This window comes from Kribbella steppae (assembly GCF_004342025.1).
Lineage (GTDB): Bacteria > Actinomycetota > Actinomycetes > Propionibacteriales > Kribbellaceae > Kribbella > Kribbella steppae.
The window spans coordinates 354,317-367,838 of record NZ_SLWN01000003.1 but is presented as its reverse complement, the minus strand read 5'-3'; the positions used below and the strand labels follow the sequence as shown (position 1 = coordinate 367,838).

Below are 13,522 nucleotides of genomic sequence, written 5' to 3'. Positions count from 1 at the left end.
ACCCCTTGAATCAGAAATTCAAGGGGGTCTTAAGGCTTGGATTTAGAGACACTAGGATGGGTCAATGCAAGGAGGTGAGCTGCGTGGACGAACTTGAGCGTCTCCGGGCACTCGAGGACCCGGTCGAGCAGTTCATCTACGCTGGCGATGTCCTCAACGCGTTGGATGCGGCCATCACTGAGGTGGGCGACGTCCGGCGCGCAGCCCTGGACAAGATGCGCCAAGACGGCATGACGCTCGCCCAGATCGCGGACCGTGTGGGCCTGTCCGTTGCTCGCCTGTCGCAGCTCGGCGCGCCGCGCCGGCGACCAGAGCGAGTCGTTCTCAGTACAGGGGACACGGTCCACGTCGTCCTGCCTGTAGAGCAGGCTCCGTATCCAGAGGGGCCACAACGGCCAGTCGTGCACGAAAGCGACATTGCATTCAGGGACGACATCCAACGTCTTGCATTGGAGTTCGGCCTTGAAACCAAGACGGAGCACCTGCCGGCGGGTGAGTACGTTGATCTCAACCGCGACGGGCTCGTCGTAACCTGCGGACCCCGACAGTCGCCGTGGCTTACCCAGATCCTCGCGTCGGATAGCGCCTACGGGTTCGAGCGGGATGACGAGAGCTGGTACCTGCTCGACAAGGCAACCGGTGAAAAGCTGCGGTCGCCGAGGCACCGAGATGAGGGTGGCGATCTGGCATATCTCGGCACGCTTCCACGGCCAGACGGCAAAGGAACTTGGCTCTACTGCGCGGGCATCCACGCTCCGGGATCTCGGGGTGGGGCTCTCTATCTAGCTGAGAACATTGCCAAGCTGTATCGCGAGACGCGCAACCATCTGTGGTCGTGTCTCGTCCAGTGCGACTACGACCCCAAGACGCAGGAGATCAGCAATGCCAGGCTCGTCGCCCCAGTTCGTCGCCGAGAGCGTCTCCGCCAACGCTGACGCGGCGAGTATGCGCGTCGTGGTCTTGGGCACCTCGGGGTTCATGGGACAGCATTGCGCGCAGATCCTCGCCGATCGCGGAATCAATCATCTCCGCGTCGGCAGGACCCCTGGCACGAACGTGGACGTTGGCCTTGACCTTGTTCGATCACCACAGGCCGAACTGGTCGACCTGCTGCGGTCGTACGAGCCAACATCTGTGATCAACTGCGCGGGCGCAGTGCGCGGAACCGCCGGCGAGATGATGCGAACCAATGTCGCGAGCGTTCACAGTCTCGTGTCAGCTGCATTCAGCGCCGCACCTACAGCAAGGATTGTGCAACTGGGGTCCTCAGCCGAGTATGGCGCGCCGGATGGGCAGCACCCGATCGATGAGAGCGCTGAAGAGCGGCCGAGTAGTCCATACGGCTACTCAAAGCTGGCTGCTACGCAGATCGCGTTACATGCGCGATCCCAGGGTTTGGCGATCACGGTCCTTCGGATCTTCAATGTCAGCGGACCTCTCTCACCTACAAGCACGATGCTGGGTGGCGCGGTGGCGAGACTGCGAAGCGGTGAGCCACTCATCGTGGACTCACTGGACGGATGGCGCGACTACGTCGATGTGCGGGACGTTGCGGCAGCGGCCGTCGCGACCACATACACCGAAGAGGCCCCTCCGCTCTTGAACATTGGCTCAGGTCGCGCGGTCCGGACCGGCGACTGGCTCAAGCGCCTCATTGAGATCAGCGAAACCAGAGCCGAACCAGTCGTGGGCGCCGATCCTCAGAGAGCGCACAAATCGTCGGCAGCTGAGGTCTCCTGGCAATGCGCCGATATCTCACTTGCCCGGCGCAGCCTGAACTGGTCACCACAGATCACTCTTGACCAGTCCCTGAGAGATACATGGCTCGCCGCGACTGACCGCTGACGTCGTTCCGCGATCGCGATGCTCACGTAGGCAAAGTCGTTGCTGCACTGAGCTCTTGCAGAACCAAGGCGCGCCGCGAGCGGCGCGCAGCCCGCGGGCTTACGACCTCCGGCCGACGCCCTCGACCGCGCGCACCGTCTGCGTACGACCGATCTCAACGGCTGCTCCACCAATCCGGCCGCATCCAGCGGAGTCAGCGAAGGCCGGGGTTGGCTCCGTCACCCTGGCCGCTCGGTTGTCCAGCCACCACGACACGCATCAAGAGCGCTCCGCGTCCCTTCGGGATCGGCAAGCCGACTCTTGACACGTGCCGCGCTGACCTGGGTTGGCAGCTATTAGGGGGACGGGTAGATGTGGCTGCCCGATCACTCGATTCCATGTGCGCGCCGGAGTAGGTCCGCGAAGTATGTCAGCCCCCGCTTGTCGAGTTCCTTTACGAAGACTTCCATTGGCGGCTGGACACAGTGGTAATGGTTGTTGCTCGCTCCTGTGGCAAGTCCGCCGCCCGGTCCAGTTGAAAGACCCCCGCCGGGGCCTGTCGACAATCCGCCCCCAGGTCCGGTTGAGAGTCCTCCACCAGGCCCGGTCGACATGCCTCCGCCAGGTCCGGTTGAGAGTCCTCCACCAGGCCCAGTCGACAATCCGCCCCCAGGTCCGGTTGACATGCCGCCGCCAGCCCCAGTCGAAGCGCCACCCCCTGGACCGGTTGAGAGTCCTCCACGGGGACCAGTGGACAGACCACCGCCAGGGCCGGTGGAGCGGTCGCGGGGCCAACCTCTTGCCTTCATGTTTGGGAGGATAGGCGCGGCCTCCGACAGTTTCCGCCGTGCCAGCTAGAGGTGGCCCTCCTCGCGCAGGACTGCGAGCGCGGTGTCCGGGTCTCGGCGCACCGCGGCCCTCAGCTGTTTCACGCGGAAGCGCTCGCGTGATTCGTCAAGAACTGTTCGCCAAGCCTTCTGCATGGGCGGAACGATGCGCTCGGAGATCACGAACTCAATCAAGTCTTCCAGCGAAGGCCTGAAACGACGAGGACCCACCGGGAGGTGAAGCCGCTCTAACTCACGTCCCTTCTCGCCGCCGCATATCTCGCCGACGCGCTCCCATGCTGGCGACGAGGCGCAGACCTGTATGTGTGCCTCTGGATAGCCGTCCGCTTTCTCCCGTTCGTAGTCATAGTGCAGAAGCGGCTGCCTCAGCTCAGGATCGAGGGCTAGCAGCATCACTGAGGAGGTCGTCATGAGGTAACTGACCTCTGGGTCAGCTTCGAGCCTCATCGACAAGCCCAGATAGAGCCGAGGCGCTCCCCGTCCTGACCTGAGCGGGATCCCCTTCGCCATCATCTGGTCTCGTGCAGTGATCCGGTAGCCGACCATGACTCGGGGATGCGGTCGCTCAGTCACCACGGATACAACGCGGATGCCGGTGCAGACGGTTCCGTTGAGGAGGTCGGACATTTCGTCACAGAACCGCTGTCCCTCGCTCCCGAGGCTAAGTCGTGGCCTCAGGACTGCCAGCCCCCCACAAGTCACCGATTGCGACCCAAGCCAGTCTCGCATCTAGAGACCTGAACCGGCCGGCCTTCGCCTGAAGCGCTAGCTCCGAGAACGTGCATCCGCAGCGGTCGAGTGCACTCTGTACCGCTGCACTCAGATCCGCCTCAGAAGCTTCAGTGACTTTGCTGTCCCAATCTGTCATCTGTGTCGCCATCGTGACCCCCCTCGGTTCCCCTGTCGCCGACGGTACTCGGCCATCACCAGAAAGTCGCGTACTTGTGCAGTAACAATCTCGCATGCGCCACCGACACTTCTTGACTCCCTACGTGGCTTGTTCCACGTCAGCCGTGCTAGCAGTCCTGCTAACTAGACAGTCGACCTCGGTGGAGCGTTGTGGACGTAAGTACGCGCCACGCGCCATGGGAAACACAGGTCGTAGGACTGCTCTGGACGCACGTCGCGGCAATCGTAATGAGACGCTCAGGACGGGCATCGCAAGCGACTAGGATGGGTCAGTCGGATCGGCCAGTGGAGCCTGGCTTTGGCAGGCGGCCGGCGAGCACGTTCGCTGCTTGGCGGTCTGATTCAGCAACCCACGCAGCGTAGACGCGAAGCGTTGTTGTGCCGCCACCGCCGTGGCCGAGGCGGCCGGCGACTGTACGAATGTCGACGCCGGAGCTGATCAGCTCGGTTGCCGAATAGTGCCGCAAGGTGTGGAGGTGACTCTTGATGCCCAGCCTTGTGCACATCTCCGCGTACCGGTGGCTTACGCCGTCCGGGTTGCACGGCCGACTGTGGTCCGCCTCGTAGGAAAAGACAAAGGCTGACTCATCGAACGCCACACCCAGCGCCGCAAGCTGCTCCTGGCAGTTGAGGCGGTGTGTGGCGAGCAACTCAACGGTTCCCGGGTCCAGGCTGATGCGCCGCATCTGATGTGTCTTGGTGTCCTTCTCTCGTGCCTTCCCGTTCCGGTGGGTGAAGTTGCGGCGGATCTCGAGCACGCCTTGGTCCAGGTGCAAGTCATGCCAGTGCAGCGCGAGCAGCTCGCCGCGTCGCGCTCCTGTCACCATCTTTAGCCAAATCAACATGCCCCAGGCGAAATCCTGCGCCCAGGCGGCCGTGATGATCCGAGAACCCTCATCTGACGTCGGTGGCTGCGGCTGCGGCGGGGCCTGTTTCGGCTTCTTTGCTTCCGCCGCGGGATTGCTGTCGATCCATTCCCAGCGAACCGCGGCCGCCAGCGCTCCGCTGATGACGAAGTGAACCTTTCGCACCGTTCCGGCGGACAATGGCTTGCAGACATGCGGCCGGCACTCGGCAACGCGGCAACCCGCCGCATCGCAGTCATGCTCGGCGCGCGACTTCACCGAGGGCCGGCCCGGCGGCCACCGGTGCTTCACAACCACTCGGCATTCATGTGCATCTGCGGTTCGGTGCTCTACGAAGGGCTTGCCGTCGCATCGCGCGCCACAACGTCGCAGCTGCGCATAGAACTGCTCCAGGGCACGCGCTCCGAGCTTGGAGATCGGTACGTCTCCGAGCGCTGGGCCGATCGTCCGCTCAGCGAGCTCGCGATACCGATCGAGCGTGGACTCATCGGCTTCATGGACTTCAAGCCACGCGTCGAGTGCGTACGAGAGCGTCGCTTTGGTCGCGGCGTTCCGCTGGCGGTCGACCTTGGCGAGCAGTCTCGACCGGATCTCTGGGATCTTCTTCTCGTCGCGTGTGGACTCGCTGAGGTAGGAGTCCTTCCCGGTCACAGGGTCTACGCCGGCGTAGACGAGGACCTGGTGGGAGTTGCCACGCTTGCGGACGTATCCGCGCTCACGACCGCCGGTACTGCGACGTCCAGCCATGAACTGATGGTACTCATTGTCAGATCCATTGACAGACCGTCGTTTATCACGGTGACTGTCTGTAGTAATGCCTGGTCAGCGCTAGAGCCGGTGAGGGGACTCGAACCCCTAACCACCGCTTTACAAGAGCGGTGCGCTGCCAGTTGCGCCACACCGGCGGGTGCATCGTTGGACCATCTTAGGGGATCGAGGGAGGTGGGTATGGGAGCGGTGGGGGTGCTGCGGGGGTCGGCGGGGTTTCGGCGGTTGTGGGTGGCTCGGTCGGTGTCGTTTCTGGGGGACTCGCTGGGGCTGGTGGCGTTGCTGTTGTACGTCGAAGAGTCGACCGGGGCGGCGTTGGCGGTGGCGTTGTTGCTGTTGGCCGGGGACTTCACGCCCGGGCTGTTCGGGGCGTTCGCGGGGGCGATCGGGGATCGGTTCGATCTGCGGCGGGTGATGGTGGTTTGTGACGTGCTGCAGGGGGCGCTGGTGCTCGCCATGGCCGTCGCTCTGCCGCCTCTCCCGATTCTCCTGGTGTTGGTCGCCGTACGGAGTCTGGTGGCGCAGGTGTTTCAGGCGAGCTCCCGCAGTGCGGTGCCGGCGCTCGTCAAGGATGAGGACCTGGAGACGGCGAACTCGACGCTCGGGGCGGGGACGTACGGGTTGGAGGCGATCGGGCCGCTGGTGGCTGCGGGGCTGTTCTTGGTGACGGACGTCCGCGGGATCCTGCTGATCGACGCGGTGACGTTCCTGGTGTCGGCGGTGGTGCTGAGCGGACTACCCAAGCTGCCGAGAAGTGAGCCATCCGGCCACAGCCTGGTCAAGGATGCGAAGGACGGGCTCGGGTACATCTGGCGGACGAAGGTCATCCGGGTGATCGGGCTGGGGTTCTTCGCCGGGGTCGCGTGCAGTGGGGTGGACGACGTCGCGCTGGTGTTCCTGGGCAAGGACGAGCTGAACGGCAGCGACTCGGCCGCGGCGATGCTGTACGCCGGTGTCGGCATCGGTCTGGTCGCCGGGTACGTCGTGATGACCAAGTACGCGAGCCGGTTCCGCATGCTGACGCTGATCCTGGCCGGGTTCGCGGTGAGCAGCGCGGGCAACCTGGTCACCGGTCTCGCCTGGGCGGTGTGGGCCGCGCTCGCGCTGCAGGTGTTCCGCGGCCTCGGCATCGCGGCCCTCGACGTCGGGATCAACACCTACTTGCAACGCGTCGTGCCGGCACCGATGCTCAGCCGCGTCTTCGGGAATCTGTACGGCGCTGTCGGTCTGGCGGCCGGGATCTCGTACGTGTTCGGCGGCCTCCTCCTCGAGTACACCGACGCACGCGTCACGTTCGTTGCCGCAGGCATCGGTGGACTGCTGGCTACAGTTGCGACGGCGATCGGACTTCGGCGATTGGGCGCTTGAGCGCCCGTGCACCGGGTACGGCGACCAAGGCGATGCCGGCCATCACGAGGAAGGCCGCGGACGGGTAGTCGACCAGCAGACCGACCACGATAGCGACGAGGAGACCGCCGAGGTTGCCGGCCATCCAGATCAGCCCGGCCGCGGTTCCTTCGGCCTCGCCGGTACGGCGTTCCACGAGTTCGAGCACGATCGGGAGCGCCGGAAGCAGGAGGAAGCCGATCAAGGTGATCGCGATGAAGCCCGTGATCACCCCCGGCGCCACCGCCAGCACGACGCAGGCGACCGCGGTCATCGAGAGACTGACGACCAGGAGGGTCGACTCGGCTCGGCGGCGTACGACGAGAATCGGGATCACCGCACAGCCCAGCACGCCGGCGACGACGTTGACCAGCAGGATCGCGCTCGCCGTACCGCTGCTGACCCCCGCCGGTTCCAGCAACGCCTGCGCGAACGTGCTCAGGGCAACGAAGACGCCGAACGGGAAGATCGCCAGCACACACAGCCGGCGGATCAGCGAGTCACCCCAGGCGATCCGCAACGCACCGCGATCGGGTCGTTGCCGCGACACCTCATGGACACCCTGATTGCGGAGGGCAACAACCAGGAACACGGCAGCAAGAATGCAGAAGGCCGCGGTCACCGCGAGCATGGTCGAGAGGTCAGCGGCCGAGGTGAAGACCGCGCTGAGCAGGAACGCGATCACCATTCCGGCGAAGATGCTCGCAGTACCGACCGCGATCCCGGTCGGCCGGTCCTTCTCTTCGAGGTAGCGGCCGGTGATGCCGGTGACCGCGTTCAGCACCAGCGGTTGGGCGACCGAGGCAACGATCTGCCCGGCGAGCAGCCAGCCGTAGTCGTCGCCGATCAGCCGCACCGAAGCACCCACGGCGGTCAGTACGGCGCCCGCGATCAGCCCGGCCCGGAACCATCGATCGAGGATCAGACCGCAAGGGATCGCGAGTACGACGTACAGCAGCGGGAACACCTGCGCGAGCCAGCCGATCGCGCTCTCGGACACGCCGTAGTGCGAGGCGGCAACGGTGGTCACGCCGGCGAAGTTGAGCCAGACCAGTTGCGTGGCCGCGCCGACCAGGGAATAACCGACGATCGCCGCCCAGCGACTCCCGGTCACCACTCGCGCCATCCACGTCCTCCTCAAGACTGCCCGAACGCGGCCTGAGCGAACTGTAGTGCCGTCACACGCCGGATCACACGTGATCGGCGTACAAAGAGAGCAAAGGGAGGGATGATCATGCCGGACTGGAAAGGGCCGCTCGGGGAGGCGTTCGAGCGGGCGACGACGTATCTGGCCGGGTTGCCGGAGCGTCCGGTCGGCCCGCGGGCGACGGCGGCCGAGCTGCATCACGCACTCGGAGGTGGGTTGCCGCAGCAACCAACGGACCCGCAAGAGGTGATCGCGCAGCTCGCGCAAGGCGTCGAGGACGGCCTGTTGCCGAGCGGCAGCGGCCGCTTCTTCGGGTTCGTCTTCGGCGGCGCGACCCCCGCCGCGGTCGCCGCCGACTGGCTCACCACCGTCTGGGACCAGAACGCGGGCCTGTACGCCGCCTCACCCGCAGCGGCCGTGGTCGAGGAGGTCGCGGCGAGCTGGCTGGTCGAGCTGTTCGGACTTCCGAGCAGTACGACGGTGGGCTTCGTGACCGGCGCGCAGATGGCCAACTTCACCGGACTCGCCGCGGCCCGGCACGACGTACTCCGGAAGGCCGGTTGGGATGTCGAGCGCGACGGGCTGATCGGTGCACCGCCGATCCGCGTGCTGGCCGGCGCCGAGCGGCACGACACGGTCGACCGGGCACTGCGCTTCCTCGGCCTCGGTACGAGCTGCATCGTGCCGATCGAGGTCGACGGCCAAGGGCGGATGCGGGCCGACGCGCTCGCCGACGCCCTGTCCACAACCGCAGGCCCGACGATCGTCTGTGCCCAGGTCGGAAATGTGAACACCGGCGCGATCGATCCGATCGCCGAAATCTGTGAGCTCGCGCATGCGGCCGGCGCGTGGGTACACGTGGACGCCGCCTTCGGCCTGTGGGCCGCGGTCAGCCCGGCCTTGCGGCAGCACCTCACTGGCATCGACCAAGCCGACTCCTGGGCGACCGACGCGCACAAGTGGCTGAACGTTCCGTACGACTCGGGCCTCGTCCTCTGCGCACATCCAGAAGCCCACCACGCCGCGATGGCCGTGCGAGCGTCGTACCTGATCCATGACGAGCAAGGCGAACGCGACGCGATCGAGTTCAACCCCGAGTTCTCCCGCCGGGCCCGCGGTTTCGCGGTGTACGCCGCCATCCGGGCACTGGGGCGCGAAGGGATCGCCGAGGTCGTCGAGCGGTGTTGCGCGATGGCCCACCGGTTCGCGGACACGCTGGCCGCGAACGGGGTCGCCGTACTGAACGACGTCGTCCTCAACCAGGTCCTCGTCCGCTTCGGTGACGACGACGAGCTCACTCGGGCCGTGGTGCGGGCCGTGCAGCAGGAGGGCACGTGCTGGATGTCCGGCACGACCTGGCAGGGCAAGGCCGCCATGCGCATCTCGGTCAGCAACTGGATGACGGACGAGGAAGACATCGACCGGTCGGCAGCCGCCGTACTGCGGTGTCTAGCCGGCGAAGGACTCTAACTGGGCGAGCGCCGCGTCGAGGGAGTCGCGGAGGGGCTCCGGCCGGCGGAGGGTCTGCGACAGGAGTACGCCGCCTTGCATCGCGGCGAGCAACATATGAGCGAGCGAGTCGGGGTCGGCGTCCGCACGGAGCAGGCCCTGATCGCGCATCCTGTCCAAGCTGTGCCGGAACTGCGAAAGCCAGCGGTCGTAGCCGTCGGCGAGGTGAGCCCGCGTCTCCGGGCTCGTCTCGGCGAGCTGACCGGCGAGTGAGCCGAAGTCGCAACCGCCCTGGAACTTCCGCGCGGTCTGCCGGGCGACGACCTGGTCAGCCCACCGGCGCCAGGCGTCGAACGTGTCGAGCGCCGGTTCGCGCTTGAGGGTGGTGTGCGCCTGCCACGCGATCACGTCGTCGATCAGCGTCTGCTTGTCGTGGAAGTAGTGCGTCAGCTGCGAACCGCTCACCCCCGCAGCCCGCCGTACGTCGTCGAGCTGCGTGCCGGCCACCCCCTGCCGCAGGATCAGCTCGGCCGCGGCAGCAAGGATCCGCTCGCGAGTCGCCCGCCCCTTGACGGTCAGGCGATGTTCGTCCATGGCATCGAGCGTAGCGCTGTCTGGGTTCGGGAACCCAGAAATCGGTGACAGCGCATGATCGGTGAGGGCGCATGATAGAGCCATGGGTGAGGGGATTCTGGAGCTGGCGCAGGAGTTGGCCGAGGTCAGCCGGCTGGTCGAGGACGACGACGTCGCCACCACGCTGGGCCGATTCGTCAGCCGCGTGGTCAACACCGTGCCGGAGTGCGAGGAAGCCTCGATCACCGTGCTCGTCGGCGACCAGGCGGAAATCGTCGCGCGGTACCACCAGACCGCCGACGACGTCGCCGAACCGGCCAGGGCCCCGCTGGCCCGCCAGATGGTCATGCCGGACGGGCCGCTCTACGACACGCTGACGTACGGCGAGCCGCACCGGATCGGCGACCTCGCCGCGGACCACCGCTGGCCCGAGTTCGCGGCGACGGCGATCAACGCCGGCTACCGCAGCGCCCTGCTGCTTCCGTTGCCTGCGGTGACCGGGTCGGCGGCCGCGTTCAGCCTCTTCTCGGCCAAGGTCGACGCGTTCGGCAGCACGTCGTACGACGTCGTCCTGCTGTTCGCTCTGCACGCCGGTGTCGCGTTCGACAACGTGCAGCTGTTCAACGACAGCCGCAGCCTGGTCGAGCAGTTGCGTACGGCGCTCATCACGCGGACGGTGATCGGCCAGGCGCAGGGCGTGCTGATGCATCGCTACGGGATCACCTCCAGCGTCGCGTTCGACGTACTCAAGCGGGCCTCCCAGGACGCCAACATCAAGCTCCGCCAGCTGTCCGACGACCTCGTCGAGGCCCAGAACCAGGGCCAGCTGTCCGCGGCGCTGCGCAAGTACGGTCTGCAAACCGGCGAGTGAGGGGTGTCGATTCCGGACCCCGCTGATCGACGCAGTGGTGAAGACACACTCGTGAGGAGACACCACATGTCGTTCCAGGCGTACTTGGACAAGATCGAGGAGAAGACCGGCCGGACGCCGCGGGCGCTGGTCGAGCAGGCGAAGGAGCTCGGGTACGACGCTCCGGACGTGAAAGCCGGCGTGATCTGTGACTGGCTGAAGGCCGACTACGACCTCGGCCGCGGGCACGCGATGGCGCTGGTGCACGTGATCAAGAACGGGCCGGGGATCAGCGACAAGCACGTCGGCAGCACGGGTACCCACCGCGACCCGTCGAACGTCCTCTGGCTCGACGGCAAGGCGACTAACCCCGCCGGCTGACCAGGGTCAGCTCCGCCAGTTGGGCGAGGCGGTGGGCCCGGGCGGATTCGGCTGGGGTGAACGGTTCGCCGGGGCGGGTGAAGGCGAACAGGCCGGTCCACGGCGACGGGATCTTGAGGACGGTACCGTCGGCGGGCAGCGGACCGGCCAGGGCGACCCGGTCGGTGACGAGCTGGGCGCCGAGGAGTTCGGCGACCGCGTGCGGGAGTTCGCTCGGGTCGCCGACCACCCGCGCCGACAGGCTCAGCGCCTTCGTCTGGCCGTCGACCAGCGCGAGCGTGGTCGTCGGCCACACGTGCGCGTCCCGTCCACCCGCCGCTTCGATTGCCTCCAGCAACGACTGCGGGTCGATCGTGTCCGGGGTGGACACGACGAGTTCGTCGCGTACGCCGTCGTCGACCGGGTGGACGTGGAGCCCGAGGATGTTCGCGTCCAGGTCGGCCAGGTGATGGGTCAGCCGTTCCAGCGCGCCGGTCCGGTCCGCGAGCGTGACGCGGATCCGCCACAGCGCGTCGATCCCGGACGCGGGCCCGGTCCGCGGCGCGTGCAACCACGACCGCAGCAGCCGCATCGTCGACGGCTCGATCACCCAGATCACCAGAGCTGTCGTGGCGATCACCAGCACTGTGACCGCCACCACGTACGGCGGATGCAGCGCCAGTACGACCGCGTGCAGGGCGAACTCCACCGGGAAGATCGCCAGCAGTTTGGCCACCGTCAACCGCAGCCGCCGTGGATGCGGGAGTCGCCCACACACCTCACAGGCGGTCCCGCCGATGAGCGCCGTACGCAACTGTTCCATGCCACTCAGCGTGACGGACCGACGTTGCTCGCCTGTTGCCACGATGTGAAGTTGTCCGGCGTACCGTAGGCGGGTGGAATCGAAGAGATCGCCGCGGGACAAGTGGATCACCATCTATGGGCGTAAGCCGGTCCTCGAGGCACTGCACGACCCGGCGCTGTCGGTGGCGAAGGTGGTGGTGGCCGACAACGCGACCGGGCAGTCGCTGCAGGACATCCTCCGGGCCGCGGCGAAGGTCGACGTCCCGGTCGAGCGGGCGACGGCCAGCCGGGTGAAGTGGCTGGCCGGCAACGGGAAGCACGACCAGGGCGTGGTCGCGGACGTCGACGCGCCGCGGATGACTCCGCTGGAGGAGTTCGTCCGGGACCGTGGCAAGCGGCCGACGAACGTGTTCCTGCTGGACGGCGTGACGAACCCGGGCAACGTCGGCATGATCCTGCGCACCGCGACCGGCGCCGGGTTCGACGGCGTGATCCTCCCCCGCGCCGGTACGCCGCACGTCGGCCCATTGGTGATCAAGGCCTCCGCCGGTGTCGCGTTCCAGGCCCCGATCGTGAACACCTCCACCGCGAAGACGGCCGTCGACCTCCTCCGCACCGCCGGCTACCACATCTACGGACTCTCGGCCCGCTCCCACGACTCCCTCTTCAAGGCCGACCTGGCGCCCCGCGCCGTCTACGTCCTCGGCGGCGAAACCAACGGCCTCACCGTCCCCACCGACTCCGACCTCCAGATCCCCCTGCACCCTGGCGTCGAGTCCCTCAACGTAGCCATCGCCGCCGCCGTAGTCGCCTTCGAAGTAACCAACCGCTGACCACCTGGCTACTTGGCCAGGGTGGTTGAGATGGGCTTTTCGGGGTCGGGCTTGTCCTCGGTTGCTTCGGGGGTCCAGACCAGGCTGGTGTCGACGCGGAGTTTGCCGCCGGTGGCGTTGCGGACGATCAGCCAGCCCTGGTCCGGATCGCCCTGGCCGGCCTTGATGAACCCGCCGCAGCGCTGGGTTCGGCCGCTCTCCAGGACGACGTGCTTCAGCTTGGCGCCGACAACCTTGTTGTCCTGGTTGTCGTAGATCGGGCGGAAGCTGGTACCGACGTCGGCGAGCACGAGGATGCCCGAGCAGTTCCAGGCGGGGTAGCTGAATTCGCCCACCGGGTGTCCGATCTCGCCGCCGAACAACCGCAGCCGGACCTGTGTCGTGGGCCAGTACTCGTTGGTCTTGTTGCTCCAGACGTTCCTGTTCCCGCCCCGCAGGGTGCCGGACCAGGCTCCCTTGAGCGAAGCTGGCAGCAGCGCTACCCCGCCATCACTCACCGAGTACTCGCCGTCGCCGATCGGGCTGATCTTGATCGTGTTCGCGGCCCCGGGCGGTACGACGATCAACGCGCGGTGCCGGGCGAATTCCTCGACCAGCTTCCCGCCGGACTCGATCCGCAGCCCGGCCGCCGAGTCGAGCCGGTAGACGGTGTCCATCACGACGGCGCGTCTGGTGCTCCGGATGACGACGTACCAGTGATCGTCCTGCTGCTGGTCGATCACGGTGATCGCGATCCCGGCCTTGAACTCGCCCATCGGCGTCGCGAAGCGCGGCCCGACGAAGACCTCGACCTCACCGGCCTCGTCGACCGAGATCTCGACCGGCCCGAACGAGACCGAGTCCTTCTCGACACACCCCGTCAGCGCGAGCAGGAGGAGAGGCAGCAGGAGCACGAGTCGGCGCAT

The 13,522-nt window shown here is 66.6% G+C and carries 13 protein-coding genes and 1 tRNA gene; 7 read left to right on the top strand and 7 right to left on the bottom strand.

Annotated features, from left to right (window positions below; genetic code table 11):
* The first annotated feature begins 83 nt into the window (after nt 1-83).
* Complete coding sequence (locus tag EV652_RS10420) at nt 84-935, top strand: sigma-70 RNA polymerase sigma factor region 4 domain-containing protein (protein ID WP_132208827.1); 852 nt, start codon at nt 84-86, stop codon at nt 933-935.
* A gap of 10 nt (nt 936-945) precedes the next feature.
* Nucleotides 946-1,845, top strand: a complete 900-nt coding sequence (locus EV652_RS10415) for an NAD-dependent epimerase/dehydratase family protein (RefSeq protein WP_158441138.1) — start codon at nt 946-948, stop codon at nt 1,843-1,845.
* A gap of 833 nt (nt 1,846-2,678) precedes the next feature.
* On the opposite strand, the gene EV652_RS10405 is transcribed toward EV652_RS10415, so the two are convergent.
* The 3 genes from EV652_RS10405 to EV652_RS10390 all read right to left on the bottom strand — a co-directional run bounded on the left by EV652_RS10405 (nt 2,679) and on the right by EV652_RS10390 (nt 5,352).
* A complete protein-coding gene (locus EV652_RS10405; protein WP_199238107.1) occupies nt 2,679-3,299 on the bottom strand; it encodes a hypothetical protein in 621 nt (206 codons plus the stop codon).
* A 551-nt stretch (nt 3,300-3,850) separates the two neighbouring features.
* The gene (locus EV652_RS10395) at nt 3,851-5,194 is read right to left on the bottom strand and encodes a site-specific integrase (RefSeq protein ID WP_132208824.1); all 1,344 of its coding nucleotides are present in this window, start codon (nt 5,192-5,194) and stop codon (nt 3,851-3,853) included.
* 85 nt (nt 5,195-5,279) lie between these two features.
* Nucleotides 5,280-5,352: transfer RNA gene (locus EV652_RS10390), tRNA-Thr, on the bottom strand.
* A 43-nt stretch (nt 5,353-5,395) separates the two neighbouring features.
* Here EV652_RS10390 and EV652_RS10385 point away from each other — a divergent pair.
* Nucleotides 5,396-6,583 carry an MFS transporter gene (locus tag EV652_RS10385; protein WP_132208823.1) on the top strand — a complete coding sequence of 396 codons (1,188 nt, stop codon included), beginning with the start codon at nt 5,396-5,398 and terminating at the stop codon, nt 6,581-6,583.
* Here the strand turns inward: EV652_RS10385 and EV652_RS10380 are convergent.
* Entirely contained in the window at nt 6,540-7,727 is a 1,188-nt protein-coding gene (locus EV652_RS10380; RefSeq protein WP_132208822.1) for an MFS transporter, read from the bottom strand. The two genes, EV652_RS10385 and EV652_RS10380, sit on opposite strands and share 44 nt — an antisense overlap.
* A 108-nt stretch (nt 7,728-7,835) precedes the next feature.
* Between EV652_RS10380 and EV652_RS10375 the strand changes: the two genes are divergently transcribed.
* Complete coding sequence (locus EV652_RS10375) at nt 7,836-9,218, top strand: pyridoxal phosphate-dependent decarboxylase family protein (protein ID WP_132208821.1); 1,383 nt, start codon at nt 7,836-7,838, stop codon at nt 9,216-9,218.
* Here the strand turns inward: EV652_RS10375 and EV652_RS10370 are convergent.
* Nucleotides 9,198-9,791, bottom strand: coding sequence for a TetR/AcrR family transcriptional regulator (locus EV652_RS10370; RefSeq protein WP_132208820.1), 594 nt, complete (start codon nt 9,789-9,791; stop codon nt 9,198-9,200). The genes EV652_RS10375 and EV652_RS10370 overlap by 21 nt on opposite strands.
* 82 nt (nt 9,792-9,873) lie before the next feature.
* Between EV652_RS10370 and EV652_RS10365 the strand changes: the two genes are divergently transcribed.
* Nucleotides 9,874-10,641 (top strand): ANTAR domain-containing protein, encoded by a 768-nt coding sequence (locus EV652_RS10365; protein WP_132208819.1) that lies wholly within the window; start codon nt 9,874-9,876, stop codon nt 10,639-10,641.
* Nucleotides 10,642-10,707: 66 nt separating this feature from the next.
* A complete protein-coding gene (locus EV652_RS10360) occupies nt 10,708-11,001 on the top strand; it encodes a DUF4287 domain-containing protein (protein ID WP_132208818.1) in 294 nt (97 codons plus the stop codon).
* Here the strand turns inward: EV652_RS10360 and EV652_RS10355 are convergent.
* Nucleotides 10,985-11,803, bottom strand: coding sequence for an ACT domain-containing protein (locus tag EV652_RS10355; RefSeq protein WP_132208817.1), 819 nt, complete (start codon nt 11,801-11,803; stop codon nt 10,985-10,987). The two genes, EV652_RS10360 and EV652_RS10355, sit on opposite strands and share 17 nt — an antisense overlap.
* A gap of 73 nt (nt 11,804-11,876) precedes the next feature.
* On the opposite strand from EV652_RS10355, the gene EV652_RS10350 reads away from it, so the two are divergent.
* Nucleotides 11,877-12,617 (top strand): TrmH family RNA methyltransferase, encoded by a 741-nt coding sequence (locus tag EV652_RS10350; protein WP_132208816.1) that lies wholly within the window; start codon nt 11,877-11,879, stop codon nt 12,615-12,617.
* A gap of 8 nt (nt 12,618-12,625) precedes the next feature.
* On the opposite strand, the gene EV652_RS10345 is transcribed toward EV652_RS10350, so the two are convergent.
* Nucleotides 12,626-13,522, bottom strand: a complete 897-nt coding sequence (locus EV652_RS10345; RefSeq protein ID WP_132208815.1) for a hypothetical protein — start codon at nt 13,520-13,522, stop codon at nt 12,626-12,628.